The sequence below is a fragment of the Actinomadura rupiterrae genome (genome assembly GCF_024172125.1).
Lineage (GTDB): Bacteria > Actinomycetota > Actinomycetes > Streptosporangiales > Streptosporangiaceae > Spirillospora > Spirillospora rupiterrae.
In genome coordinates, this window is record NZ_JAMZEA010000003.1 from 42,159 (window position 1) to 67,095 (window position 24,937).

The 24,937-nt window shown below is 72.9% G+C and carries 21 protein-coding genes; 9 read left to right on the top strand and 12 right to left on the bottom strand.

The genetic code is table 11. From position 1 onward, the window contains the following. Positions 1-267 precede the first annotated feature (267 nt). Both FHU30_RS09065 and FHU30_RS09070 read right to left on the bottom strand, forming a co-directional pair. Complete coding sequence (locus FHU30_RS09065) at positions 268-2,007, bottom strand: serine/threonine-protein kinase (RefSeq protein WP_253873997.1); 1,740 nt, start codon at positions 2,005-2,007, stop codon at positions 268-270. Between the two features lie 137 nt (positions 2,008-2,144). Further along, positions 2,145-2,930 (bottom strand): hypothetical protein, encoded by a 786-nt coding sequence (locus FHU30_RS09070; RefSeq protein ID WP_253873999.1) that lies wholly within the window; start codon positions 2,928-2,930, stop codon positions 2,145-2,147. 386 nt (positions 2,931-3,316) lie between these two features. Here FHU30_RS09070 and FHU30_RS09075 point away from each other — a divergent pair, with 386 nt between their 5' ends. Further along, positions 3,317-6,466, top strand: a complete 3,150-nt coding sequence (locus FHU30_RS09075; protein WP_372503857.1) for a DEAD/DEAH box helicase — start codon at positions 3,317-3,319, stop codon at positions 6,464-6,466. Between the two features lie 151 nt (positions 6,467-6,617). Beyond that, complete coding sequence (locus FHU30_RS09080) at positions 6,618-8,690, top strand: phosphocholine-specific phospholipase C (RefSeq protein ID WP_253874000.1); 2,073 nt, start codon at positions 6,618-6,620, stop codon at positions 8,688-8,690. 242 nt (positions 8,691-8,932) lie between these two features. Here FHU30_RS09080 and FHU30_RS09085 read toward each other — a convergent pair whose 3' ends face one another. Beyond that, positions 8,933-9,643: a glycerophosphodiester phosphodiesterase gene (locus FHU30_RS09085; protein WP_253874003.1), complete on the bottom strand. Its 711-nt coding sequence runs from the start codon at positions 9,641-9,643 to the stop codon at positions 8,933-8,935. A gap of 69 nt (positions 9,644-9,712) precedes the next feature. Between FHU30_RS09085 and FHU30_RS09090 the strand changes: the two genes are divergently transcribed. Both FHU30_RS09090 and FHU30_RS09095 read left to right on the top strand, forming a co-directional pair. After that, positions 9,713-10,594 carry an alpha/beta fold hydrolase gene (locus FHU30_RS09090; RefSeq protein WP_253874005.1) on the top strand — a complete coding sequence of 294 codons (882 nt, stop codon included), beginning with the start codon at positions 9,713-9,715 and terminating at the stop codon, positions 10,592-10,594. Positions 10,595-10,695: 101 nt separating this feature from the next. Beyond that, positions 10,696-11,601, top strand: a complete 906-nt coding sequence (locus tag FHU30_RS09095) for an oxygenase MpaB family protein (RefSeq protein ID WP_253874007.1) — start codon at positions 10,696-10,698, stop codon at positions 11,599-11,601. A 105-nt stretch (positions 11,602-11,706) separates the two neighbouring features. Here FHU30_RS09095 and FHU30_RS09100 read toward each other — a convergent pair whose 3' ends face one another. From FHU30_RS09100 to FHU30_RS09115, 4 genes are read right to left on the bottom strand one after another with little or no spacing between them, the layout of a single operon-like run. After that, positions 11,707-12,579 carry a RecB family exonuclease gene (locus tag FHU30_RS09100; RefSeq protein ID WP_372503871.1) on the bottom strand — a complete coding sequence of 291 codons (873 nt, stop codon included), beginning with the start codon at positions 12,577-12,579 and terminating at the stop codon, positions 11,707-11,709. A 39-nt stretch (positions 12,580-12,618) separates the two neighbouring features. Next, complete coding sequence (locus FHU30_RS09105) at positions 12,619-13,329, bottom strand: MBL fold metallo-hydrolase (RefSeq protein WP_253874011.1); 711 nt, start codon at positions 13,327-13,329, stop codon at positions 12,619-12,621. Between the two features lie 9 nt (positions 13,330-13,338). Further along, positions 13,339-14,175 carry a PHP domain-containing protein gene (locus FHU30_RS09110; protein WP_253874012.1) on the bottom strand — a complete coding sequence of 279 codons (837 nt, stop codon included), beginning with the start codon at positions 14,173-14,175 and terminating at the stop codon, positions 13,339-13,341. A gap of 22 nt (positions 14,176-14,197) precedes the next feature. Continuing rightward, positions 14,198-14,854, bottom strand: coding sequence for a DUF6758 family protein (locus tag FHU30_RS09115; RefSeq protein WP_253874014.1), 657 nt, complete (start codon positions 14,852-14,854; stop codon positions 14,198-14,200). Between the two features lie 61 nt (positions 14,855-14,915). Between FHU30_RS09115 and FHU30_RS09120 the strand changes: the two genes are divergently transcribed. After that, a complete protein-coding gene (locus FHU30_RS09120; RefSeq protein ID WP_253874016.1) occupies positions 14,916-15,314 on the top strand; it encodes an NUDIX hydrolase in 399 nt (132 codons plus the stop codon). An 8-nt stretch (positions 15,315-15,322) separates the two neighbouring features. Here the strand turns inward: FHU30_RS09120 and FHU30_RS09125 are convergent, their stop codons facing one another. Further along, positions 15,323-16,516 (bottom strand): CPBP family intramembrane glutamic endopeptidase, encoded by a 1,194-nt coding sequence (locus tag FHU30_RS09125; protein WP_253874018.1) that lies wholly within the window; start codon positions 16,514-16,516, stop codon positions 15,323-15,325. Positions 16,517-17,155: 639 nt separating this feature from the next. Further along, on the bottom strand, positions 17,156-18,097 hold the full coding sequence (locus FHU30_RS09130) for an HpcH/HpaI aldolase/citrate lyase family protein (protein ID WP_253874020.1): 942 nt from the start codon (positions 18,095-18,097) through the stop codon (positions 17,156-17,158). Positions 18,098-18,466: 369 nt separating this feature from the next. Between FHU30_RS09130 and FHU30_RS09135 the strand changes: the two genes are divergently transcribed. Beyond that, complete coding sequence (locus tag FHU30_RS09135) at positions 18,467-19,993, top strand: APC family permease (RefSeq protein WP_253874022.1); 1,527 nt, start codon at positions 18,467-18,469, stop codon at positions 19,991-19,993. A 169-nt stretch (positions 19,994-20,162) separates the two neighbouring features. Then, entirely contained in the window at positions 20,163-20,678 is a 516-nt protein-coding gene (locus FHU30_RS09140) for a hypothetical protein (protein ID WP_253874024.1), read from the top strand. Between the two features lie 112 nt (positions 20,679-20,790). Here the strand turns inward: FHU30_RS09140 and FHU30_RS09145 are convergent, their stop codons facing one another. Both FHU30_RS09145 and FHU30_RS09150 read right to left on the bottom strand, forming a co-directional pair. Continuing rightward, positions 20,791-21,729, bottom strand: a complete 939-nt coding sequence (locus tag FHU30_RS09145) for an RNA polymerase sigma-70 factor (protein ID WP_253874026.1) — start codon at positions 21,727-21,729, stop codon at positions 20,791-20,793. After that, positions 21,707-22,264: a carboxymuconolactone decarboxylase family protein gene (locus FHU30_RS09150; protein WP_253874028.1), complete on the bottom strand. Its 558-nt coding sequence runs from the start codon at positions 22,262-22,264 to the stop codon at positions 21,707-21,709. The genes FHU30_RS09145 and FHU30_RS09150 overlap by 23 nt, the downstream gene beginning before the upstream one ends. Before the next feature lie 196 nt (positions 22,265-22,460). Between FHU30_RS09150 and FHU30_RS09155 the strand changes: the two genes are divergently transcribed. Both FHU30_RS09155 and FHU30_RS09160 read left to right on the top strand, forming a co-directional pair. Further along, positions 22,461-23,765 (top strand): magnesium transporter MgtE N-terminal domain-containing protein, encoded by a 1,305-nt coding sequence (locus FHU30_RS09155; protein WP_253874030.1) that lies wholly within the window; start codon positions 22,461-22,463, stop codon positions 23,763-23,765. Next, positions 23,762-24,250 carry a DUF1003 domain-containing protein gene (locus FHU30_RS09160; RefSeq protein WP_253874032.1) on the top strand — a complete coding sequence of 163 codons (489 nt, stop codon included), beginning with the start codon at positions 23,762-23,764 and terminating at the stop codon, positions 24,248-24,250. Before FHU30_RS09155 ends, FHU30_RS09160 begins: the two co-directional genes overlap by 4 nt. A 6-nt stretch (positions 24,251-24,256) precedes the next feature. On the opposite strand, the gene FHU30_RS09165 is transcribed toward FHU30_RS09160, so the two are convergent. Continuing rightward, complete coding sequence (locus FHU30_RS09165; protein ID WP_253874034.1) at positions 24,257-24,823, bottom strand: dihydrofolate reductase family protein; 567 nt, start codon at positions 24,821-24,823, stop codon at positions 24,257-24,259. Positions 24,824-24,937: the final 114 nt, after the last annotated feature.

The following is a 24,937-nucleotide window of genomic DNA, read 5'->3' on the forward strand; positions in this document are numbered from 1 at the left end:
GGCGATGCGGCCCGCCTCCGGCGGATGCCTCTCGGCGGGCGGGCCCTGCGGACGCCCCCAGCGGACGCCCTCCGGCGGACGCCCCTCAGCGGGCGAGCCCGGCGGCTGGCCCCAGCGAATGGCCCCCAGCGGACGTCCCCGGCAGGCGGCTCCCGGCGGACGTCCCTCGGCGGGCGGCCCTTGGTGAGCGGCCCTCAGCGGGCGGACCTCGGTGAGCGGCCCCCCGGGCGGACGGCCTCTGGTGGGCGGTGGTGGGCGGCGTGCGGGTCAGGTTCCGGTGATCGCTTTGAGGATGTTCGGGCGGAGCGTTCCGCGCAGGTCCCGGTACGGGACGATGACCGGCTCGTCGGCCCGGTTGCAGGCCATGTCGTAGCCGAGCAGGGCCTTGGGGACGTAGAACTCGACGCCCGTGGCCGTGAGCAGTGGACGCACGTAGCCCTTCTCGATCGCCTCGGGCTTCAGGTCCGTCTCGGGGCCGGTCGGATGCGGCACTCCCTTGCAGAGCACGCCGGTGGCCGTGTGCCGTTCGAGAAGGAGCGTCAGGTCGCGGGCGCCAGGGACGGTGTCCACAGCGGGGAGCAGCAGGTCACGGTTGTCCAGCCTCGTCCCGGTCGCGAGGTCCACCGTGACGATGGTCTTCTGGGGCGTGTTCCGCCACGCGACGACCGGCCGGTACCGGACGGAGAGGTAGCGCGGCCCCTTCAGCCCGAAGTCGACGACCGCGGCCGGGCGGAACAGCGGACCGGGCGGCGCCTTCGTCCCGACAAAGCCGCCGTAGTCCTCGTGGACGGCCTTGGACCACTCGTCCGCCGGAGCGCGGAGGATCCTGTTGACGCGGTTCTCCAGGTCGGGCGAGGCGAGGCCCGTCACGCGCGGGTAGGCGACGGTCGCGGTGGCGTCCGGGGCGTGGAAGACGGTCGTGACGCTCGCCAGCGTGATCTTCAGCGCCTTCGGGGACGGGCGCGCGGCCGGGTGGCCGGGGTTGGTCACGGCGACGTAGGTCCCGGCGCCGCCCGCGACGATCGCGGTCGCGACGACGGCCGCCGCGACCTTCGCGCCGGTCGCGGCGAGCAGGCCGCCTCCGCCGGCGATGCCCGCAGCTCCGGCCGTGCCCGCGGCCGTCCCGCCGAGGGACGCGCCGCCGAGCGCGGCTGCCGGGAAGAACGCGGCCAGCGCCATCGCGAGCCCGGCCAGGACGCGGACGCCCCGTGACTCCCATTCCGGCCCGTACGCGGCGGACGCGACGGCCTCCAGCTCGGCGGCGAAGGCGGCCGCGGAGGGCGGACGGTCCGCCGCGTCCTTGGCCATGCCGCGTCCCACCAGCGGTCGCAGCGGCTCGGGCAGGCGCTCCAGCGGCGGCGGCGCGGTGAGGTGCAGGTTCGCGAGCGCCGCCTGGCTGCTCGCGCTGAACGGCCGCTCCCCCGTGACGGCCTCCACGAACACGCAGGTCGCCGCGTACACGTCGGTCGCGGGCGAGGCGGGCCCGCCGCGCCACTGCTCGGGCGCCATGTAGGCGGGCGTGCCCACGGCGGACGCCTCGCCGACCGGGACCGCGATCCCGAAGTCCACCAGCTTGCTCAGCCCGTCCGGCCGGACGACCACGTTCCCGGGCTTGTAGTCGCGGTGCACGATCCCGGCCTTGTGCGCGGCGGCCAGGCCGCGCAGCGACCCCTTGAGGACGGTCAGCGCCGCCTCGGGCGCGAGCGCGCCGTTCTCGGCGAGGACGCGCGCCAGCGGCACGCCGTCCACCGCCTCCATGACCAGCGCCGCGCCCTCCGGCGCCGTCACGAACCGGAACAGCCGCACCACGTGCGGGTCGGCGACCCGGCCGAGCATCACCGCCTCGTCCCGCAGGCGCGCGAGGCGCCGCTCGCGCTCGTCCGGATCGTCCGCCGGGACGTTCAGGTACTTGATCGCGACGGCCGTCCCGTCCCCCTCGTGCCGCGCCAGGACGACCCGCCCCTGCGCGCCCGCCCCCAGCTCCCGCACCTCCTCGAACCCGCCCACCCGCCACCGCCCACCCGAAACCCGCGGCTCGGCAGGATCGGACGAATCGCGCGCCCCGGGAGGCGCGGGCGAATCGGGCGAGAGCGCGGAATCGCCTAAGTGGACGGGGTTTTCCGGCGTGTTATCGGAGGGAGTGATCATTTCGCGGTCGCGGCGGTTTGGAGGCGGGTCAGGAGGTCGGGCTTCACCAGGTCCTTGAGCTTGGCGTAAGGCGCGGAGAAAGTGAAGCTGGAGCAGTCGGTGCCGATCGTGGACCAGATCAGGTTCAGGCCCTGCTTGTCGAAGAACAGCCCCGCGGACGGCGGCGTCTCGACCGGGCCGTCCTGCTTACCGGGCAGGAAGTCCTTGCGCTTGATGTCGGCCAGCTCGCATTGCTTCCAGTCGTCCTTCGGGCCGGACAGCGCGTCCCACAGGGGCTTCGGGTCGTTCAGCGTCTTGTCGGTCAGCACGTCCGGCGCGGTGAGGGCCTTGCCGGCCTTCACGTCCACGGTGACCGGAACGGTCGGCAGCGCCTCCTCGCTCTCGTAGCAGGGGATCATGATGATCGAGTTGTTCGCGGACACGATGTCCGGGCCGCCGAGGCCCAGCCTGACCTTGGTCTGGACGATGCTGGTCTTGCCCTTGCACTGGTTCTTGCGGTCGGCGTCCAGGGTCGCGCCGAGCCACTTCACCGTCCAGTCCAGCGGGCCGTGGAACGCCTGGCCGATGCGCTGCTCGGCGGCCTTGTCGGGCAGCCCGGCGACCTTGACGTACTCGGCGTCCTTGAACTTGACGAACTGGCCGGGGTGCTCGCTGTTGTCGTGCACGACGATCGTCCCCTTGTCCGGGACGTCCGGGCCGCCCTTGGACTTCCCGGACGAGCAGCCGCCGAGCGCCGCCCCGACCACCGTGACCGCCGCCACCCACCGCACGACCGTCCGCATGCGTTCCGCCTCCCTCGTCCGCAAACCTGGCGGATCACAGAATGTCAGCATCCGGCCGGAGCGGCGGCCACTCCCGGCCATCCGCGGCCTTCCGGCGCCCGGAAAACGCCGGTCCGGCAAGGCGCGCGGAATACCCCCGATCTCGGAAACGTTGGGACAGGTGATCGGCTATTGGTGTAGTGACACCGGCGCCGGTACACTGCGTCGCGGAGTGTGACCGCACGCAGCCACAATGAGTGACTGCTTTCAACCCCTGACTGCGGTCGCCGTAAGGAATTGATCGACGGCTGGTCCCTCCCGCGCGAGCGCGCGGCCACGGAAAGCGACCGGCGGGCACTGAAGGCCCCGCCGGGAACGCAGCCGTGCCAGGTCGGCCCGGAGCACCGGTGGACGGGCTCCGGCGGAGCCGACGGCGCTGCGCCGCGACCGGGAGCGAGGACCCCGCATATTGGAGGCTGGAAGCCCTGACTACCTTCGCCGAACTCGGGGTCGTACCCGAGATAGCCGATGCCCTCGAAGCCGAGGGCATCGTCGACGCGTTCCCCATCCAGGAGCTCGCCCTGCCGATCGCGCTGGGCGGCCACGACATCATCGGCCAGGCCCGCACGGGCACCGGCAAGACGCTGGCGTTCGGCGTGGCCGCGCTGCAGCGCATCAAGCACGGCGGCCGCAAGCCGCAGGCCCTGGTCATCGCACCGACCCGCGAGCTGGCCCTGCAGGTCACCGACGACCTGCTGGTCGCCGGCGGCAAGCTCGGCACCCGCGTGCTGTCGGTCTACGGCGGCCGCGCGTACGAGCCGCAGATCGAGGCGCTGCGCACCGGGGTGGACGTCGTCGTCGGCACCCCCGGCCGGCTGCTCGACCTGGCCAAGCAGAAGCACCTCGACCTGTCCGAGGTCGCCGTCCTCGTCCTGGACGAGGCCGACCGCATGCTCGACCTCGGGTTCCTGCCCGACATCGAGCGGATCATCAGCCGGGTGCCCGAGCGGCGGCAGACCATGCTGTTCTCGGCCACCATGCCGGGCGAGATCGCCGCGCTGTCGCGCCGCTACCTCACCCGCCCGACCAACGTCCGCGCCGAGGCGCACACCGAGTCCGAGGCCACGCCGCAGGTCCAGCAGTTCGTGTGGCAGGCCCACCAGATGGACAAGCCCGAGATGGTCGCCCGCCTGCTGCAGGCGGAGGGCCGCGGCCTGACCATGGTCTTCTGCCAGACCAAGCGCGCCTGCGACCGCGTCGCGGCCGACCTGTGCCAGCGCGGCTTCGACGCCGCCGCCGTGCACGGCGACCTCGGCCAGTCCCAGCGCGAGCGCGCGCTGCGCGCGTTCCGCGCGGGCAAGATCGACGTGCTGGTCGCCACCGACGTCGCCGCGCGCGGCCTCGACGTGGACGACGTCACGCACGTGGTCAACTTCGAGTGCCCCGACAGCGCCGACACCTACGTGCACCGCATCGGCCGCACCGGCCGCGCGGGCCGCGAGGGCACCTCGGTGACCCTGGTCGACTGGTCCGACATCCCGCGCTGGAAGCTGATCAACGGCACCCTCGGCCTGGACTTCGCCCAGCCCGAGGAGACCTACTCCAGCAGCCCCCACTTCTTCGAGGCCCTCGGCATCCCCAAGGGCACCCGGGGCACCCTGCCCAAGGACCAGCGGCACGGCCGCGCGGGCCTGGAGGCCGAGAAGCTGGAGGACATCGGCGAGACCGGCAAGACCCGCACCCGCGAGCGCGACCACGACCGTGACCGCGACCGCGACCGCGACGAGGCCCGTCCCCGCCGCAACCGCCGCTCGCGTTCCCGCACCCGCACCCGCAACGGCCGTCCGGTCGAGCAGCCCGTCCAGCGCGACGAGCGCCCCGCCGAGACGCCCGTGTCGACCGAATCGCCGGAGACCGCGTCCCCGCGCCGCCGCAAGCGCAACCGCGGCCGCAAGGACACCGCCGTCCCCGCGATCCCGGCCACCCAGGACACCCCGGCCCCGTCCGAGGCCCTGGTGGACGAGCAGCCCAAGCGCCGCCGCGTGACCACGTCCCAGGACGAGGCCCTCGCCGCCGAACGCGAAGCCGCCCGCAAGGCCACCACCGAAACCGCTCCGAAGCGCACCCGCACCCGCAAGGCCGCGGCCAGCGCGACGGACACCGCTGAGGCGACCGAGGCCGCTCCGAAGCGCACGCGGACCCGCAAGACCGCCGCGAGCACCAGCGAGGCCGCAGCCACGCCCGACGCGTCCCCTGTGGACGCCACGGCCGAACCCGCACCCACGCGCACCCGCAAGGCCACGGCCAGCGTGACGGACGCAGCCGACGCGGACACGTCCGCCGAGACCGCTCCGAGGCGCACGCGGACCCGCAAGGCCACCGCGAGCGCAACTGAGGCCACGGCCGGTGTCCCGGACGCGACCGAAGCCGCGAACGCCGCCGACGCCGCGCCGAAGCGCACGCGGACGCGCAAGGTTGCGACCGCAGCGCCCGAGGCGTCCCCTGTGGACGCCACGGCGGAGGTCGCACCCAAGCGCACCCGCACGGCCACGGCCAAGGTGACGGACGCGACCGACACCGCTGACGCGGTCGAGGCCGCGCCCAAGCGCACGCGGACCCGCAAGACCGCCGCAAGCGCGGGTGACGCGGAGGCCCAGGCCAAGCCGGCCCGCACGCGCAAGACCGCAACCAGCACGTCGGACGCGTCCGACACCGCTGAGGCTGCACCCAAGCGCGCGCGAACCCGCAAGGCCGCGACCACGACGCCCGACGCGTCCCCTGCGGACGCTACGACGGACGCCGCGCCGAAGCGCACCCGCAAGGCCACGGCCAGCGCGACTGACACCGCTGACGCGGCTGAGGCCGCTCCGAAGCGCACGCGGACGCGCAAGACCGCCGCAAGCGCAAGCGACGCGGAGGCCCAGGCCACCGCCGAAGCCAAGCCCGCTCGCACGCGCAAGGCCGCAGCAACGCCCGACGCGTCCCCTGTGGACGCCACGGCCGAAGCCGCCCCCAAGCGCACCCGCAAGGCCGCAGCCAGCGCGACGGACGCGTCCGACACCGCTGAGGCGGCGCCGAAGCGCACCCGAACGCGTAAGGCCGCGAGCGCAGCGCCCGAGGCGTCCCCTATGGACACCACGACGGAGGCCGCACCCAAGCGGACGCGCAAGACCACGGCCAGCGCAACGGACGCGACCGACACCGCTGACGCGGCCGAGGCTGCCCCGAAGCGCACCCGGACGCGCAAGACCGCTGCCGCAACGCCCGAGGCGTCCCCTGCGGAAGCCACGGCGGACGTCGCGCCCAAGCGCACTCGTGCGCGCAAGGCCACTGTCAGCGCGGTGGACGCGTCCACCACGGACACGGTCACTGCGGAGACCGCGCCCAAGCGCACCCGGACGCGCAAGGCCGCAGCCGCTGCCGAGGACGCCCCCGCGAAGCCCGCGCGGACGCGCAAGGCGGCGGTGGCCGAGACGGACGGCCCTGCGGCGGACGCCAAGCCCCGACGGGCCAAGCGCGCCGCCGGAGCACCGGTCGAGGAGCCCCAGGGCGTCTGAACCCACCAGTGAACGCCGGTCCCGGAATCCCGGGGCCGGCGTTTTCGCGTCCAGGCCCGCGCGGGGCGGAGCTGAGGGATTTTCATGTTTGTTGCCGGGGTGATGCGGGTTCGCCGCGTTGCCGTTACCGGGTGCGATCAGCGTTCTGGGCATGAGTTCCGGTCCCTCTCGCCGCCGTTTCCTCGCGTCCGGCGCGGCCGTCGCCGGGGGCGCGGCGGCGTCGCTGCTGCCGCCGTCCGTGCACGCCGCGCTGGCCCGTCCGCTGCCGCCGGGCGGGCTGAAAGCGATCAAGCACGTGGTGTTCCTGATGCAGGAGAACCGCAGCTTCGACCACTACTTCGGGACGCTGCGGGGCGTGCGCGGGTACGGCGACCGGAACGCGATCGAGCTGCCCGACGGATACCCGGTGTTCGAGCAGAAGGGCCTGCTGCGCCGCGTCAAGCCGTTCCTCGCGCGGGACGCGGTGGGCCACGGCCCGCTGACCGACGTCAACTACATCGCGGGCCTCGACCACTCGTGGGACGGCGGCCAGAAGGCGCGCGGGGACGGCTGGCACGACGGCTGGATCGCGGCCAAGCAGCTGCCCACGATGGTCCACTACGACCGCCGCGACCTGCCGTTCCAGTACGAGCTGGCCGACACGTTCACGATCTGCGACGCCTACCACTGCTCGGTGTTCGGCCCGACCAACCCCAACCGGACGTTCCACTGGACGGGCACGATCGGCTATGAGGCCAACGGGCACCGCGCGGTCGAGAACGACGCCTACAGCGAGGACACGCATCCGGGCTACGCGCTCACGTCCTATGCCGAGCGCCTGTCGAAGGCCGGTGTCAGCTGGCGCGTCTTCCAGGAGTGGGACAACTTCACTGACAACCCGCTCGAATTCCTCGTCACGTTCAAGAAGGTCATGCGGACGGCGCTCGGCTCGTTCAGCCAGTACAAGAGCCTGACCGCCTTCTACGGGGACGTCGCGAAGGCCAAGCCCGCCGACCAGGCCACGATGCTCGCCGACCTGGACAAGGCCGTCGCGGCGCTCCCGGCGAACGAACGGGACCTGTTCGAGCGCGCCCTCCGCCGCGTCCGGGGCGGGACGCTCGCGAAGTCCTTCCGCGAAACGGTCGAGCACGGACGGCTTCCCCAGGTTTCGTACATCGTGGCGTCCGCCGCGGACTCCGAGCACCCGAGTTCGGGCAGCCCGGTCCAGGGCGCGGGCATCACCTACGAGGTCCTGGACGCGCTGGCCTCGCGTCCGGACGTGTGGGGGTCGACGGCGCTGTTCCTGCTGTTCGACGAGAACGACGGCTACTTCGACCACGTCCCGCCGCCGCTGCCGCCCGCGTCCGCGAAGGACGAGTGGGTGGACGGCAGGCCCGTCGGCCTCGGGTTCCGCGTCCCGATGATCGTGGTCTCGCCCTGGACGGCGGGCGGCAACGTCTGCTCGGAGGTGTTCGACCACACCTCGACGATCCGGTTCATGGAGCGCTGGCTCGGCGTCCGGGAACCGAACATCAGCGCGTGGCGCCGGACGGTAGCGGGCGACCTCACCTCGGCGTTCGACTTCACGCGCCGCGCCCGCCCGCCGCGTCCGGACCGGCCCTCGGCGCCGCCGAAGTTCTACTTCCGCTGGCCGGCGCTGCCCCCGATCGTCCAGAAGGACGCGGCGGTCGAGCCGGGCACGCGTCCGGCGCGCCCGCTCCCCTACCGTCCCGAGGCGAGCGCCCGACTGGACGGCGGCGCGCTGCTCCTCACCCTCCGGGACGACGGGCCGCGTTCCACGCATTTCGCCCTCTACCCGTACGCGAAGGAGTTCGCGAAGCCGCGCCACTACGACGTCGCGAAGTCCGCGACCGACCGCATCCCCCTCCAGGACGGCCGCTACCGCCTGACCCTGACCGGCCCGAACGGCTTCCGCCGCGAGTTCGCCGGGACGACCAAGGGCAAAGCCGCGAAAGCCGACGTCACGACGTCCCCGAAGGCGAACCGCACGCTCGCGATCACCCTCGCCAACCACGGCCGGGACACGCTGACCTTCACCCTCCGCGCCCTCGCCTACGGGACGTCCACGAAGAAGATCACCCTCGGCCCCGGCGCCACCCGCACGATCACCTGGCAAACCCGCAACGGCTGGTACGACCTGGACATCACAACCCCCGAGGACCCCACCTTCCACCGCCGCCTCATGGCCCACCTGGAAAACGGCCGTCCCAGCACCACCGGCTGACCTCCGGGCCCCCGCCCCCGAGCACGTCCGGACGAGCGCCGGGCCTGGGCCTGTTTCGAAGCCGCCCAGGACACCCGCGCCCAGGCAGCACGGAACTGAAGGCGACCCGAGCAGCCGCGCCACCACCCCAGCCACGCGCGCGAACGCGTTACCAACCCGGCGGAGCGAAGCCGAAGGCGAGCGAAGCCGGGTTGATCGCGAAGCGATGCCGTGTTCGCCCAGGCGCGGTCACGTAGCGAGCCCTAGGCGAGCGAAGTGGGCCGTGACTGCGATAAAGACGCGCGGAGGGCCAGGGCTTGGCGTGGGTGGTCGGTGATCAGGACCTCGACGCGGCCGTCGGCGAGGAAGCGGCGCATCTGCGGCTCGTCGTTGACGGTCCAGATCATCGCGGGGAAGCCGGCGCGGGCGATCTGGGTCAGGACGCCGACGCGGGCCAGCCGGTGGTTCAGCGCGACGAGGTCGGCGCCCGAGGCGCGGATCGCGCGGACCGGCGCGAAGTCGCGGTGCGCGCCGCGCTCCCACAGGCTGCGGCCGACCGAGATCGCCACCCGGACGTGCGGGAAGCCGGCCTTGATCTGCTTGATGCTGGCGGGGTCGCGGGTGGTGACGACGAAGCCGTCCGGGCCGAAGGCGGCCTCGGCCATCTCGACCAGCTCGGTCTCGCAGCCGCGCTCCTTGAGGTCCAGGTGGCCCCGGGCGTGCCCGGCGATGATCTCCATCGCCTCGCTGACCAGCGGGATCTCGTTGTCGGCGAGGGAGACCGCGCGGTCGTGGGCGAGCCGTGCCAGCGGCAGGCCGCCGACGGTGGGATCGTGGTGGACGACGAGGGCGCCGTCGCCGGTGCGGCGGACGTCGATCTCGACGTAGTCGGCGCCCGAGCGGGCGGCGTCCTGGAGTCCGGTCAGGCCCGCCGCGTCGCGGCGGTGGGCGGAGACCGCCGGGTACGGAGCCACGGCCCGAACGCTACCACCGTGGCTTCTTGACCGGTGTCGCGACCGGGCCGTTCAGTATGCTGGCGGCCCGTGAGTACGCCCCGGTTTCTGTCCCTGCCCTCCGGAGTGCGCCGGACGTTCGCCGAGACCTCCCGCGGGAGGTTCGCGGCTCTGGAGGCGCTGCCCGGGTCGGGCGTGCCCGAACGGTGGCCCGCCCTGCTCGTCCCGGGCTTCACCGGGAGCAAGGAGGACTTCCTCGCCGTCCTCCAGACGCTCGCCGCGTCCGGACGGCGCGTCCTCGCGGTCGACCTGCGCGGCCAGTACGAGTCCCCGGCCGGGACGGGCCCGGAGGCGTACACGCGCGCCGCGCTCGGCGCGGACGTCGCGGCGCTCGCCGAGTCGCTCGGCGCGGACCTGCCCGTCCACCTGGTCGGGCACTCGTTCGGCGGCCTGGTGGCGCGCGAGACCGTCCTCGCCGGGACGGTCCCGGTGGCGTCCCTGACGCTGATGAGCTCGGGCCCGGGCGCGCTGACCGGGCCGTCCGCCGACAAGGCCCTGCTGCTGCGCGACTCGATCCCGCAGCTCGGCATGGCGCAGATCTGGGACCTGGTGCTCGGGCCGGACGCGGTCGGACGCGGCGTCCCGCCGGAGATCGTGGAGTTCCTCAAGGCGCGGACGCTCGGCAACTGCGAGACCGGCCTGATGGCGATGGCGACCGAGCTGACCTCCTGCCCCGACCGCGTGGACGAGCTGGCCAAGCTGGTCGCGGACGAGGGCCTGCACACGCTCGTCCTGTACGGCGAGGACGACGACGTGTGGGACCCGCGCGTCCAGGCCGCGATGGCCGAGCGGCTCGGCGCCCGCAAGGTCGTGATCCCGAGCGCTGCGCACTCCCCCGCCGTGGACGCCCCGGAGACCGCCGCCGCCGCGCTCACCGACTTCTGGGCCGCCGCCGAACGCACCCTCCGGTAGAAGCGGACCCCGGGGCGCGGGGTGACTTGGCGCACCCCGGGTAGCAGAACTCGATTCTGTAATGACACACTTACCGGAGTTTGTCTCACCGGAGGTGCGTGATGGCGGCAACGGTCGCTCCCCCCGAAAGCGTCACATGGCGCGTGCACATCGACCGGTCCATGTGGATCGGCGGCGTCCGCGGGCTGATGTTGCAGGCGCTGCATCCCGTCGCGATGTGGGGCGTCTGGCAGAACTCCAACTTCCAGGAGGACCCTTTCGGGCGGCTCCAGCGCACCGCCGACTTCGTCGGGGTCGCGACGTTCGGCAGCCCGGCCGAGATCGACGAGCTGGCGGCGCGGGTCCGCGGGATCCACCGGAGCCTGCGGATCCTCAACCACGACACCGGCAAGAAGGAGCGCCTCGACCAGCCCGAGCTGCTGCTCTGGGTGCACTGCGCCGAGGTGTACTCCTATCTGGAGACCGCGCGCCGCTCCGGCCTGCCCCTGACCGACGCCATGGCCGACCGCTACCTGGACGAGCAGCGCCACACCGCCACGTTCGTCGGCCTGCACGCCGAGGACGTCCCCGGCAGCGTCCGCGAGATGGACGAGTACATCAACGACATGCGGCCGCAGCTGCGCGTCACCGAGGAGGCCGCCGCGACCGTCCGGTTCCTGATGTGGCCGAACCTGCCGGAGAACCTCCGGTTCCTGTCGCCGGGCAAGCCGGGCTACTTCCCGTTCGGCGCGCTCTGCTACTACTCGCTGCCCGCCTGGGCGCGCCGGATGTACGGCGTCCTGCCCGAGGTGCCGCAGCCCGCCGTCACGGCCGCGCTGCGCTCCTTCCGGACGGCCCTGAGCACCGTCCCCGAGCGCCTGCACGACTACGCCTTCGCCAAGCCCACCCGCGACATGCTCGAACGCGCCCGGCAGCGGCTGGCCGCAGAAGGCTACGACACGGCCCACGGCCTCTACGGCCTACGCGACCCCCGCCGCTGGCCCCAGAACGCCCTCACGCCCGCCTGACGCCCGTCCAGGCCCCACGCGACCCCGTCCAGACCCCATCTGGCCTGACGCCCGTCCAGACCCCCACACCGGCCTGACGCCCGTCCAGACCCCACGACGGCGGGCTCAGCCGGTTTCGGCCTCGGCGGCGGTCAGGGAGGCCCAGGGGTCCTTGCGCGGCGCGGCCTGCTGGCCTTCGGGGCAGTGCCGGGCGAAGTCGCACCAGGAGCACAGGTTGCTCGGACGCGGCGGGAACAGCTCGTCCCAGGGTCCGTGGTCGACGGCGGGCGGGGCGTCTCCGGTGCGTGGACGTGGCACTCGGGACGCCTTGTACGCCTCGTCGGCCGCGGACGCCTCGTCCGCGATCTGCTCGGCGCGGGTGATGTGGCGTCCGAGGGACTCCTCGGTGTGCTCCCAGGACGCGACCCCACCCGACGGCAGGTGGTGCAGCTCGACCTTGTAGCAAGGCTTGCGCAGCACGCGGGACGACGCGACCGCGTAGATCGCCAGCGCCAGCGAGCCGCGCGCGTCGTCCGCCGTGAGGACGTGCCGTCCGGTCTTGTAGTCGACGACGACGAGCTCGCCGTCGCGCTCGTCCAGCCGGTCGATGCGTCCGGACACCGCGATCCGGGACGTGCGGGTCGCGACCGTCCGCTCGACGCCGACCGGCTCGTCCGCCGGGTCGATCTTCGCGACGTAGCGCTCGACCATCGCGCGGGCGCGCGAGCGCCACCGCGCGGACTGCTCGCCGTCCTTGAACCCGTCGGTCAGCCAGCCGCGCAGCAGCAGCGACCCGGCGGCCTCCGGCGTGCGCTCCTCAAGCGGGAGCTTCCACCAGTTCGCCAGCGCGTTGTGGACGCTCGCGCCCACGCTGTTGTGCGCCCACGGCGGGCCCTTCGGCGGGGACGGCCGGTCCAGGTAGGTCATCCGGTACCGGCGCGGGCAGTCCAGCCAGGCGTTCAGCCGCGACGGCGTGCAGGTGTAGAGCCGCCGCGGCATGCCCTCGAAGCCGAGCTGCTGCTGCTCCAAGACCGGGGGCTACTCGTCGTCGGACTCGGTGGCGAGCGCGCCCCAGCTCTCCCAGCGCGCGTCCTCGTCGCCGACCGTCGTCTCCTCGCCCTGGCCCGGCAGCACCCGCATGTCCTTCGGCAGCGGGGTGAGCAGCGAGCCGATCGAGTTGAGCTGCTGGCGCAGGTCCTCGTAGGCGCCGCCGATCGAGCCCGGCCGGCCGCGGTGCAGGGTGTCGCCGGAGAACAGCACGTCGAGCTGCTCGCTGATCACGCAGACGCTGCCCGGGGTGTGGCCGGGGGTGTGCGTGACCTCCAGCTGGACGTCGCCGATCTCGAAGACGCCGCCGTCCTCCAGCCAGATGTCGGCCTCCAGCGCGCGCAGCGCCTTGGCGTCGTCCTCGTCCTCCTCCTCGCGGGCCAGGAGGGCGAAGTAGTCGCGCCAGAGCCGCCGGTCGGAGCGGTGCAGGGCGATCGGGGCCCAGTTCTCCTCGTCCTCCTCGCCGGCCGCGGCGACCTCCAGCACCACCGCGAGGTGGTGCTCGTTGCCGTCGGTCAGCAGGACGGCCATGACCTCGCGGTCGCCGACCTCCTTGAGGATGGCCTCGGCGTCGTTCGCCGGGTCGATGACGATGACCTCCTCGTCGTCCCCGACGATGTAGGTGTTGGTCTCGACCTCGTACTCGGTGTCGTCCAGGGTCACCCGACCCGACGTCACCACCTGTTCGATGCGCACGTCCACGCCCGCACCCTACCGCGCCCCGCGCACGGCGGCGCCGAGCAGACGCTCGTAGGCTTCGGGGGCGGTCGTCTCGCAGCCGATCCGGTCGCCGGTCAGCTCGCCGTGGTCGTCGCTGGCGCCCGTCCCGACCAGGCCGAGCTCCGCCGCGAGGACGCGCAGGGCCGCGCGGTCGTCGGGCGCGTGGTCGGGGTGGTCGATCTCCACGCCGTTCAGCCCGGCCGCGGTCAGCGTCCGGATGACGTCGTCGTCGAATACGTAGCCGCGCCGCCTCGCGCGCGGGTGCGCGAGGACGGACACGCCGCCCGCGTCCCGCACCAGCCGGACGGCCCGGACGGGGTCCAGCGCATAGCGCGTCGCGTGCGCGCGGCCGTCCGCGCCGATCCAGTCGGGGGTGAAGGCGTCCTCGACGGACGCGACGGTGCCGACCTCGACCATGGCGCGGGCGATGTGCGGACGGCCGATCCGCGCGCCACCCGCGATCCGCTCGACCTGCTCCATCGTGACCGGCGAGCCGAGCGCGCGGAGCCGCTCGACCATCGCGCGGCCGCGGCTGTCGCGGGACTCCCGGACGCGGTCCAGCTCGGCGCGCAGCTCCGGGTCGTCCGGGTCGAACAGGTAGCCGAGCAGGTGCAGGCTGCGGCCGTCCAGCTCGCAGGAGATCTCCATGCCCGCGACGAGCGTCAGGCCGCGGGGCAGCGCGGCGGACGCCTCGTCCCAGCCCAGCGCGGTGTCGTGGTCGGTGAGCGCCACGACGTCCACCCCGGCCGCCGCCGCGCGCCGCACCACCTCGGCGGGCGGACGCGTCCCGTCGGACGCGCTGCTGTGCGTGTGCAGATCGATCCGCATCCCCCGAGGCTACGTGCCGGGGTCAGGCTTCGGGGGGTTCGGCGTCGAGCAGCGGGGACGGGGCGCCGAAGGGGACGCTGATCTCCAGGCCCGGGTCGCGGAGGTCCAGCAGGGGCGGCCGTTCGAGCATCAGCGCCCCCGCCTCGGCCGGCCACAGCACCGCCCACAGCCAGAGGCCCTTCGCCTCGCCCACGTAGACGGCGCGGTCGTCGCCGGACGGGACGGCCCACATCGCCACGCCGTGGGACGCCGACGCCCGGCTCAGCTCCAGCTTCACGTGCGGCGGGTCGGAGTCGAAGCCCAGGCCGGGATCGGGCCCCGGCAGCCCGGCGAAGTAGGCGCCGAGCCCGACGCCCGGCTCCTCCGCCACCAGCAGCACCTCGGCGGGCCCGCTGGTCATGCCCGGCCCGGCCAGCGCGACCCCGACGGCGCGGGAACCGGTCCGCTCGTCCCCGACGGTGGCGAACCCGGTCACGAGCCAACCCTTCGGCAGCGGCCACGGCAGCCACACCGGCACGCGCGCGTCCCGCAGGACGGCGGTCAGCCCGTCCTCGTTGGGCCGCTTCGCGGGCTGCCTCGGCAGGACGGCGCCGTGCGCCGTGCACCACCAGTCACTCGACCAGGCGTTCGGCGCGCGCAGGGGTCCGGCGCAGCGCGGGCACGCGGTCTCGCCCTTCATAACTACCAACCGTGGGATGCCACCCGCGCGAACGTCAAGCTCGGGCTGGTCAAATATGTCTATGCGGGTTCTTTGCGTGGGCGGGATCGTGCGGGACGACCGGGGAAGACTGCTGATGGTGCGGCGCGGGCGCCCGCCCGGCGAAGGATTGTGGTCCGTCCCCGGCGGACGCGTCGAACCGGGCGAATCGGACGCCGAGGCCGTCGCGCGCGAGCTCCTCGAAGAGACCGGCCTCACCGTCGCGGTCGGCGCCCTCGCCGGAACCGTCGAGCGCCCGGGCCCGGACGGCGTCACCTTCGTGATCAACGACTACGCGGCGACCGCGACCGGCGGCACCCTCCGCGCCGGGGACGACGCCGCCGACGCCCGCTGGGTCCCGATCCCCGACCTGGACGCCCTCCCCGTCACCCCGGGCCTCCTGGAGGCCCTGCGCAGCTGGGGAATCCTCCCGCCGACCTGACCGTCCGGTCACTGCGGCGCTTGAGGCGCCGGCCACCCAGGCGGCACCTGCACATCGCCCGCTCCGTGCGCCGGCAGGCCCTGCGGCGCTTGCGCGCCGGGCGGCGAGTCTTCGACTGCGGCAGGCGGCGAATCCTGGGCTACGGCAGGCGGCGCGCTCTGGGCGGCGGCGGGTGGCGTGTCCTGAGCTGCCGCAGGCGGGGTGTCCTCGGCGGCGGCGCTCGGTGAATCCTGGGGGTCGGCGGACGGGGTGCGGTTCGCGATGCCCATGCGGCGGGCCAGCCACAGGACGGCCAGGGCGTACAGGACGAGGGCCGACACGTCCACGACGACCGGCTGCCATCCGACGCTGCCCTGGTCGAGGTCGAGCGTCCCGAGCGCGGCCGGGAAGAGGAACGACATCAGGTTGTTGAAGGTGTGCACGGCCATGCCGGACTCCAGGCCGCCCGTCCTGACGGCCAGGAACCCGAGCACCGCACCGAACATGAAGATGTCGACCGGGCCCCAGCCGGTGTAGTCGTGTCCGGCGGTGAACGCGAGGCCCGCGACCACGATGCCGGGCCACGGCGTCCGCAGCACCCTGCTCAGCGCCCGCGCGATCGCCGGACGGCGCCCCTCCAGCGTGTACGCGCCGACGGCCTGGATCAGCCAGCCGCGGAACACGACCTCCTCGGCGGTCGCCTGGAACGGCACGAGGACGAGCGCCAGCACGGCCGGAACGAGGAACCTCTCCCAGCCCACCCAGTGCCCGTCGTCCCCTCCGCCGCCGTCCCCGCCCAGCGCGCCGACGCCGACCGAGAGGCCGAACGACACGACGAGGAAGGCCAGCGACAACCCGCAGCACGCCAGCAGCCAGCGCCACCGGATCCGGCCCGCCACCGACAGCAGCGTCCCCGGGCGGCGGCGCTGGATCCACCACGCCGCGAACAGCGCGACCGGGGTCATCAGCGCCAGCCCGGCCAGGTTGAAGCCCAGGTCGGCGTTGGTGCTCCCGAAGATCGAGTCCTTGCTGCCCGAGTCGTCCATGTCGTGCCCGGTCGCGGCCCAGACGATCATCATCGGGACGATCAGGACGATCATCGCGAGCAGCGCACCGGCCCCCAGGAACAGCGTCCCGACCAGGGGCCGCCACCACCGGTTCCGCGCCGTCCGCGCGAGCTGGTGGAACCGCTTCCCGGGCGGCGGCTCGTCCGCCCAGGGCACCTTGGGCGCCTGGTACGGCTGCCCGTACGCATAAGGCTGCTGCCCCCACCCCGGAGGCCCATATCCCCACGGCCCCTGCGGCTGCGGCTGCGCAGGCCACTGCGGCCCCGCCGGCCACTGCGCTCCTTGAGGCGCTGAAGGCCGCTGCGCGCCATGCGGACCGGAGGGCCACTGCGGGCCGGAGGGCCACTGCCCTACTTGCTGAGCTTGCGGCCCTTGCGCACCCTGCGCGCCTGAGAGCCACTCCGAATCCTGCGGGCCTTGCGGCCACTCCGCATCCTGCGGGCCTTGCGGCCGCTGCGGATCCTGGGCCCCTTGCGGGCCTTGCGAACCCGGCGGGTCCTGGGGCTGATGTGAGGCTTGGGGGTGCTGCGAGGCCGCGTGGGCGCCGTTCTGCGGTTGCGGGTCGTCCGCCTGCGGAGGGTCGGCGGGCGGACGGCCGGAGTCCTGGGGCGCGGGATCAGGGGGTGCCCAGCCAGGACGGTCCGGCTGCGGGCCGTGTCCGGACGGCGGCCCTGAATGCTGCGACACCTGCGTCTCCCCCGGTCAGCGCATGAAAGGTCCCGGGACGATAGTACGGTCGCGGCGTCCCGGACCCCGGCCGAAGCGGCGAGCTCTCAGCAGGTTCGCAGGTACGGTTCAGCTTTCGGGCGGCTCGAAGGTCCGGGTCCGGGCGAGTCCGGCGGCGCGTCCCTTGGCGGCGATCACGAGGGCCATCTTCCGGGACGCCTCGTCGATCATCTCGTCCCCGAGCATCGCCGCGCCGCGTCCCTCCACGGACGTCGCGTGCGCGTAGGCGTCCAGGATCAGCTCGGCGTGGTCGTAGTCCTCCTGGGACGGGGAGAACACCTCGTTCCCCGCGTCCACCTGGGACGGGTGCAGCACCCACTTGCCGTCGAAGCCGAGCGCCGCCGAGCGCTGCGCGACGCGCCGGAACGCGTCCACGTCCCGGACGTTGAAGTACGGGCCGTCGATGGCCTGGAGATCGTGCGCCCGCGCGGCGAGCAGGATCCGCATCAGGATGTAGTGGTAGGCGTCGCCCTCGGTGTATCCGGGCGGCTGCTCCCCCACGACCAGCGTCTTCATGTTGATGGACGCCATGAAGTCGCCCGGCCCGAACACCAGCGTCTCCAGCCGGGGCGAGGACGCGGCGATCGCGTCGATGTCCGTCATCCCGCGCGCGTCCTCGATCTGCGCCTCGATGCCGATGCGTCCCACCGGCAGGCCCGTCGCGCGCTCGATCTGGGTGATCAGCCGGTCGAGCCACTGGACGTGCGAGGCGTCCTGGACCTTGGGCAGCATCACGCAGTCGAGGTTCGCGCCCGCGCCCTCGACGACCTCGATCACGTCCCGGTAGGCGAACGGCGTGTCCAGGTCGTTGATCCGGACGACCCGGACCTTGCCCGCCCAGTCCCCCTCGTTCAGCGCCGCCACGACGTTCTTGCGGGCGTCCGCCTTGGCCGAGGGCGCGACGGCGTCCTCCAGGTCCAGGAAGATCTCGTCCGCCGGGAGCCCCTGCGCCTTCTCGATGAACCGCGGGTTGCTGCCCGGGACGGCCAGGGTGGTACGTCGCGATCGCATGGCGCGGATGCTACCCGCGGGCCCCTCCGGCCACCGTCCGCGGGTCCCTCCGGCCACCGTCCGCGGATCCCTCCGGCCACCGTCCGCGGGTCCCTCCGGCCACCGTCCGCGGGTCCGCCCGGACCGCCGACCGAGAGGCCGGCTCGACCACCGGCCGGGGCCGCGAGGATGGCCGTCAGGGGCGGTTGCGGTAGTGGTTCGGGGGTACCGCAACGGAATCCGCACGAACAACATGTAAACAAAACGCAAAGCAAAAGTCTTGTGTGTTCGCCGCCGCGGCTGCTTGCATCCCCGCCAAGCCTCTCACCCCACCGTTCTGCGACGGTCCCCCGGCCGCCGCGACGCTCACCCCCGGAGGGCGGCACAGCCGTGAGCACAGTCGAGAGCAATCCCCCGAAGACCGGACAGGGCGAGATCCAGCGCCTCCGCAAGGACGCCGTCGGCCTGGTCGGCGTCATCTTCATGGCGGTCGCGACCGCCGCACCCATCACCGCCATGGTCGGCAACGTGCCGATCGCGGTCGGCTTCGGCAGCGGCACCGGCGCGCCGGCCGGATACATCGTCGCGACCGCCGTGCTGACCGTCTTCTCCGTCGGCTACGTCTCGATGGCCAGGCACATCACGGCCGCGGGCGCGTTCTACGGGTACATCTCGCACGGCCTCGGCCAGGTCGCCGGGATGGTCGCGGGCCTGCTCGCCAGCCTCGCCTACATCGTGTTCGAGGCGTCCATCGTGGGCGTCTTCTCCTACTTCGCCCACGGCACGGTCTCCGACCTGCTCGGCGTGGACGTGCCGTGGATCGTGCTGGCGCTGGCGATGCTCGCGCTCAACGCCGTCCTCACCTACTTCGACATCAACCTGACCGCGAAGCTGCTCGGCGCGTTCCTGGTCACCGAGATCCTCATGCTGGGGCTGCTGGCCTGCTCGGTGCTGTTCAGCGGCGGCGGCCCGGACGGCATCCCGCTCTCCCCGGTGAACCCCGCGCACGCGTTCTCGGTGAACGGCCTGGCCGCCGGGTCGGTCGGGCTCGGCCTGTTCATGTGCTTCTGGTCGTGGGTCGGGTTCGAGTCGACCGCGATGTACGGCGAGGAGTCGCGCGAGCCGAAGAAGATCATCCCGCGGGCGACGCTGCTGTCGGTGGTCGGCATCGGCGTGTTCTACGTGTTCGTGTCGTGGATGGTCGTCTCCGGCAACGGCCTGCACCAGGTCGTGAAGATCGCGTCCGGGAACGACCCGGGCCAGATCTTCTTCGCCCCGACCAAGGACCTGCTCGGCACCTGGGCCGTGGACCTGTTCAAGGTGCTGCTGATGACCGGCTCGTACGCGTGCGGGATGGCGTTCCACAACTGCGCGGCCCGCTACCTGTACGCGATGGGACGCGAGGACCTCGTCCCCGGCACCCGCCGCACCCTCGGCGCGACGCACCCGAAGCACGGCTCGCCGCACATCGCGGGCTTCGTCCAGTCGGCCGTCGCGACCACGACCGTCCTGGCGTTCTGGGCCGCCGGGAAGGACCCCTACATCCACCTCTACACGCTGCTCGCCGTCCTCGGGACGATGGCGATCCTGATCGTCCAGGCGATGTGCTCGTTCGCGGTGATCGGCTACTTCCACGTCCGGAAGATGCACCCGGAGACGGCGAGCTGGTGGCGCACGCTGCTCGCGCCGCTCGCGGGCGGGATCGCGATGATCTACGTGATCGTGCTGCTGTTCCAGAACCAGAAGACCGCCGCCGGAGCCGCGTCCACCGGGCTGTTCTTCAAGCTCATCCCCTACATCGTGGTCGGCACGGCCGCGCTCGGCGCCGCGCTGGCGCTGTACCTGAAGTACCGGCGCCCCGAGCGGTACGCGGTGATCGGACGGGTCGTCCTGGAGGACACGGCCGAACGCGACTAACCAAGCGGCCGGGCGGTCGCGGCCCCTCGGCCGCGGCCGCCGGGCTCCGCGGCCGCGGAGCCCGGCTCCGCGGCCGCCCGGCTCCGCGGGCGTGGCCGCCCGGCTCCGCGGGCGAGGCCGCCCGGCTCCGCGGGCGAGGGCACCCCCCGCGGTGTGAGACGCTGACTGCATGGGTGATACGCGATCGGCTCTGATCGAGGAGGCCCTCAAGAAGTCCGGCATGCTGTGGCTCGTCCTGTCCGGACTGCCGCAGCCGCGCGCGGCCTGGCACGTCTGGCACGACGGGTCGGCGTACGTGCTCACCGGCGGCGAGGGCGAGCAGCCCCTTCCGGGCCTGCCGGACGCGACGAGCGCCACCGTGATGGTCCGCAGCAAGGACAAGGGCGGGCGCCTCATCACCTTCACCGCGTCCGTCGAGATCGTCGAACCGGGCACCGGCCTCTGGGACGAGATCACCCCGGTCCTGGCGAAGGAGCGGCTCAACGCGCGCTCGCACGAGGGCCAGATCGACCGCTGGGCCACCGACTCCTGGATCGTCCGCCTCACCCCGACCGAGGAGGTCGAGGAGGAACCGGGCAACTACGACGAGTCGTACGCCGTGGTCCGTCCGATCACGACGCCCGCGACGACGGCGGGCACCCCGCCCCGCATGTTCGGCGCCCGCCGCCGCCGAGCCGACCGCTAAGGTCCGCCCGGCCGCCGACCTCCGCGCGCCCGCCGACCTCTGCGAGCCCGCTGCCCCGGCCGCCGACCTCCGCGCCGGGCCGGTCGAATCGCCGTCCCGGCGCGGGTTCCGGTCAGTCGGTCAGGGTGCGGCCGCCCTGGACGGCGTGGAGTTTGTCCGGGTTGCTGACCATGTAGGCGGTCGCGATGCGGTCCTGGTCGTCCAGCACGACGCCGATCGTGGCGAGGACGCGGTCCGGCCCCTCCAGGACGAGCCCGGGCGCGCCGTTGATGTCGGCCCACGACAGCCGCCACTCGTCCGGCGGGACGCCCTGGTACGGCCGCCCGATGATCCCCAGGAAGAACCGGACGACCTTCTCCGCGCCGTGGATCACCCGCAGCGCCGCGCGGACCTTGCCGCCGCCGTCCGTCCAGAGCGCGATGTCCGGGGCGAGGACGGCCATCAGCTCGTTGATGTCGCCGCCGACCGCCGCGTCCAGGAACCGGTCGACGGCCGCCCGGCGCGCGTCCGGCCGCGCGTCGAACCGGGGGCGCCGCGCGTCCACGTGCTTGCGGGCGCGCGTCCCCACCTGCCGGACGGACGCCTCGGACCGTCCGAGCGCCGCCGCGATCTCGGTGTACGGGAACCCGAACGCCTCGCGCAGGACGAACACCGCGCGCTCCAGCGGCGACAGCGTCTCCAGCACCACCAGCAGCGCCATGGACACCGACTCGGCGACCTCCGCATGCGCCGCGACGTCCGGCGTGGTGATCACCGGCTCGGGCAGCCACGGCCCCACGTACGCCTCCCGCTGGACGCGGACGGACCGCAGCCGGTCCAGCGCGAGGTTCGTCGCGATGCGCACGAGGTACCCCTCGTCGTCCTGGACGGCCTCCCGATCGTGCGCCGACCAGCGCAGCCAGGCGTCCTGCACGACGTCCTCGGCGTCGGCCACGGTCCCGAGCATCCGGTAGGCGACCCCGAAGAGCCGGTCCCGATGCGCCTCGAACCGCCCCGCAACGGTGAGGGCTTCCCCCTCGGAGGAGGGTTCAGGCCTTGTCGGCAGGGACATCGCACCGGTCCTTGAAGCCCTGGCCGGTCAGCCCGGCGGCGGCGTTGAAGCGGGATCGCAGGTTCTCCACGGCCACCATCATCGTCAACTCGACGATCTGCTTCTCGCTCAGGAACCCCCGGAGCCGGTCGGTCAGCTCGTCCGTGACCTCGGGCGGGTCGGCGCACATGGCCTCGGCGTACTCCAGGACGGCCCGCTCCTCCGCATTGAACAGGCCGGACTCGCGCCAGGCCGGGACGGCCTCCAGCTTCTCCAGCGGGATCCCGTGCGTCGTCGCCGCCCAGGTGCCGAAGTCGACGCACCACGAGCAGCCGATCCGCACGGACGCGGCCATCTCGGCCAGGTCCTTGTACTCGTGCGGCAGCGACCTCCAGCGCTGCACCTGCATCTCGAAGATCGAGTACGCGGTCGCGACGCCCATGTGGTGCCCCATCGCGCGGGCCGGGTCGAGCTCCTTGCCGTACATCCGGCGGGTGATCCACGCGGCCGCGCGGTAGCGCAGCGTCTTCGGCGGGTTGAGAGAGATGCGTGCCATGTCGGTCCTCCTTGCCTTCACTGGGGGGACGAGCCGGCGGACGCGAATGTGACATCCCGCCGCCGCGAAGGCGAGCCGCCGAGCCGGACACCCCCGGCATCGGGGGCCGCGCGAACGCGACATCGCGGGGAAAACGCGTGGTTAACGTTGGTAAGGCGGCTCGGATGAGGTCGAAGATCATGGGTAGGCTCCGGGCATGAGCGGAGTTCCCAGCAGGGTCTTCATCGCGCGGCTGGCGGGGATCGCCGTGTTCGACCCGGCCGGTGACCAGGTCGGCAGGGTCCGCGACGTGGTGGTCGCGCTGCGCCCGGACGACCGCCCGCCCCGCGTGCTCGGCCTCACCGTGGAGGTCGCGCCGCGCCGCACCGTGTTCCTGCCCATCACCCGGGTCACCACGATCGAGGTGGACGCGATCATCTTCGACGGCCGGCTGAACGTCCGCCGGTTCCAGCAGCGCGCGGCCGAGACGCTCGTCCTCGCCGAGATGATCGACCGGACCGTCCGGCTGCGCGAGTCCGGCGACCCCGTGCTGGTCGTGGACGTGGCGATGGAGCCGACCCGCACCCGCGACTGGCTGGTCGGGAAGGTCGCGGTGCGCCGCGCCACCAGCCGCGGCCTGCGCCGCCGCGGCGAGACGTCGGTGGTCGAGTGGGGCGCCGTGGAGGGCTTCCGGACGACCGAGCACGGCCAGGGCGCGGGCGCGCTGATCGCCGCGTTCGAGAACATGAAGCCCGCCGACCTCGCCAACTTCGTCCACGACCTGCCGGAGAAGCGCCGCACCGAGGTCGCCGTCGCGCTCGACGACGAGCGGCTGGCGGACGTCCTGGAGGAGCTGCCCGAGGACGACCAGGTCGAGATCCTCGGCAAGCTGGAGGTCGAGCGCGCCGCCGACGTGCTGGAGTCGATGGACCCCGACGACGCCGCCGACCTGCTCGGCGAGCTCCCGACCGACCAGCGCGAACGCCTGCTGACCCGGATGGAGCCGCACGAGGCCGCGCCCGTCCGCCGCCTGCTCACCTATGCCGACAACTCCGCCGGCGGCCTGATGACCACCGACCCGGTCGTCGTCCCGCCGGACGCCACCGTCGCCGAGGCCCTCGCCATGATCCGCAATCCCGACCTGAACCCGGCCCTGGCCGCCCAGGTGTACGTCTGCCGCCCGCCCACGGCCACCCCGACCGGCCGCTACCTGGGCACCGTCCACTTCCAGCGGCTCCTGCGAGAACCCCCGCCGACCCTGGTCAGCGGCATCGTCGACGCCGAGCTCGACCCGCTCCGCCCGACCATGTCGCTGGAGGCCGTCGCGACCTTCCTCGCCACCTACAACCTGGTCGCGGGCGCCGTCGTGGACGAGAACGGCCACCTGCTCGGCTCGGTCACCATCGACGACGTCCTGGACCACCTGCTGCCCGAGGACTGGCGCGAGAACGTCATGCACGGCACCCCCGACGAGTCCGCCGACCCCGAAGAGGAAGCCCTGCGCGCGGGAGGCATCGCATGACCTCGCGCCTCGACCAGCCCCGCGACGTCCGCCGCACCGTCCTGCCCCGCCCGCACTACGACCCCGAGTCGTTCGGCCGCCTCTCCGAACGCATCGCCCGCTTCATGGGGACGGCCCGCTTCCTCGTCTACATGACGATCGCGATCGTCGCCTGGATGCTCTGGAACATCCTCGCCCCCGGCTTCCTGCGCTTCGACTCCTACCCCTTCATCTTCCTCACCCTGATGCTCTCCCTCCAGGCGTCCTACGCGGCCCCCCTGATCCTCCTCGCCCAGAACCGCCAGGACGACCGCGACCGCGTCCAGTACGAACAGGACCGCTCCCGCAACGAACGCAACATCGCCGACACCGAATACCTCACCCGCGAAATAGCCGGCCTCCGCATGGCCATCTCCGAAGTCGCCACCCGCGACTTCCTCCGCTCCGAGCTAGAACGCATGCTCAAAGAACTGGACACCCGGGACGGCCAGAAAGACCCCGCCTAACCCGGCTCAGCGCTTGGTCTCGTACCTGGTCAGCAGGACGCTGTCGGGGAACGCCCGCGTCTCCACCAGGCTCAGGTTCACCCAGTTGTCCAGAGCGGTGAAGAACGGCGTGCCGCCGCCCACCAGGACCGGATGGGTGGCGATCACGTACTCGTCGATCAGCCCCGCCCGCATCGCCGCCGCAGCCAGCGTGGCGCCGCCGATGTCCATGTGCCCGTCATCGTCCTCGGCCTTCAGCCGGGCGATCTCGGCGACCGCGTCACCGCTGACCAGACGGGTGTTCCAGTCGACCGTGCTGATCGTCGAGGAGAACACCACCTTCGGCATGTCCCGCCAGCGCCCGGCGAACTCGATCGCCGCCGACGTGGCGTCCGGCTCCTTGTCAGCGGCGGGCCAGTAGGAGCTCATCGTCTCCCACAACCGGCGCCCGTAAAGCGCCAGCCCGGTCTCCCCCACCCGATCGGACCAGAACTGGAACAGCTCGTCACTAGGCACACTCCAGCCAAGGTCATCGCCCGGCGCAGCGATGTAGCCGTCCAAGCTGACATTCATCCCAAAAGTCAGTTTCCGCATAGCCCCAGCTCCCAAGAGTCCGTCCTTGCCATACGGACCAACACACAACCCAAAACTCATCGCCAGCCCACCCCGCACCAACCAACTGCAAGGCCCTCGCTACGCTCGGACTCC

What these genes read in the sequence shown, in the direction of transcription:
- FHU30_RS09070 (WP_253873999.1), bottom strand. Translation starts at nt 2,930, where the DNA reads ATGCGGACGGTCGTGCGGTGGGTGGCGGCGGTCACGGTGGTCGGGGCG.
- FHU30_RS09080 (WP_253874000.1), top strand. Translation starts at nt 6,618, where the DNA reads ATGAGTTCCGGTCCCTCTCGCCGCCGTTTCCTCGCGTCCGGCGCGGCC.
- FHU30_RS09095 (WP_253874007.1), top strand. Translation starts at nt 10,696, where the DNA reads ATGGCGGCAACGGTCGCTCCCCCCGAAAGCGTCACATGGCGCGTGCAC.
- FHU30_RS09100 (WP_372503871.1), bottom strand. Translation starts at nt 12,579, where the DNA reads ATGCCGCGGCGGCTCTACACCTGCACGCCGTCGCGGCTGAACGCCTGG.
- FHU30_RS09110 (WP_253874012.1), bottom strand. Translation starts at nt 14,175, where the DNA reads ATGCGGATCGATCTGCACACGCACAGCAGCGCGTCCGACGGGACGCGT.
- FHU30_RS09115 (WP_253874014.1), bottom strand. Translation starts at nt 14,854, where the DNA reads ATGAAGGGCGAGACCGCGTGCCCGCGCTGCGCCGGACCCCTGCGCGCG.
- FHU30_RS09120 (WP_253874016.1), top strand. Translation starts at nt 14,916, where the DNA reads ATGCGGGTTCTTTGCGTGGGCGGGATCGTGCGGGACGACCGGGGAAGA.
- FHU30_RS09130 (WP_253874020.1), bottom strand. Translation starts at nt 18,097, where the DNA reads ATGCGATCGCGACGTACCACCCTGGCCGTCCCGGGCAGCAACCCGCGG.
- FHU30_RS09140 (WP_253874024.1), top strand. Translation starts at nt 20,163, where the DNA reads ATGGGTGATACGCGATCGGCTCTGATCGAGGAGGCCCTCAAGAAGTCC.
- FHU30_RS09145 (WP_253874026.1), bottom strand. Translation starts at nt 21,729, where the DNA reads ATGTCCCTGCCGACAAGGCCTGAACCCTCCTCCGAGGGGGAAGCCCTC.
- FHU30_RS09150 (WP_253874028.1), bottom strand. Translation starts at nt 22,264, where the DNA reads ATGGCACGCATCTCTCTCAACCCGCCGAAGACGCTGCGCTACCGCGCG.
- FHU30_RS09155 (WP_253874030.1), top strand. Translation starts at nt 22,461, where the DNA reads ATGAGCGGAGTTCCCAGCAGGGTCTTCATCGCGCGGCTGGCGGGGATC.
- FHU30_RS09160 (WP_253874032.1), top strand. Translation starts at nt 23,762, where the DNA reads ATGACCTCGCGCCTCGACCAGCCCCGCGACGTCCGCCGCACCGTCCTG.
- FHU30_RS09165 (WP_253874034.1), bottom strand. Translation starts at nt 24,823, where the DNA reads ATGCGGAAACTGACTTTTGGGATGAATGTCAGCTTGGACGGCTACATC.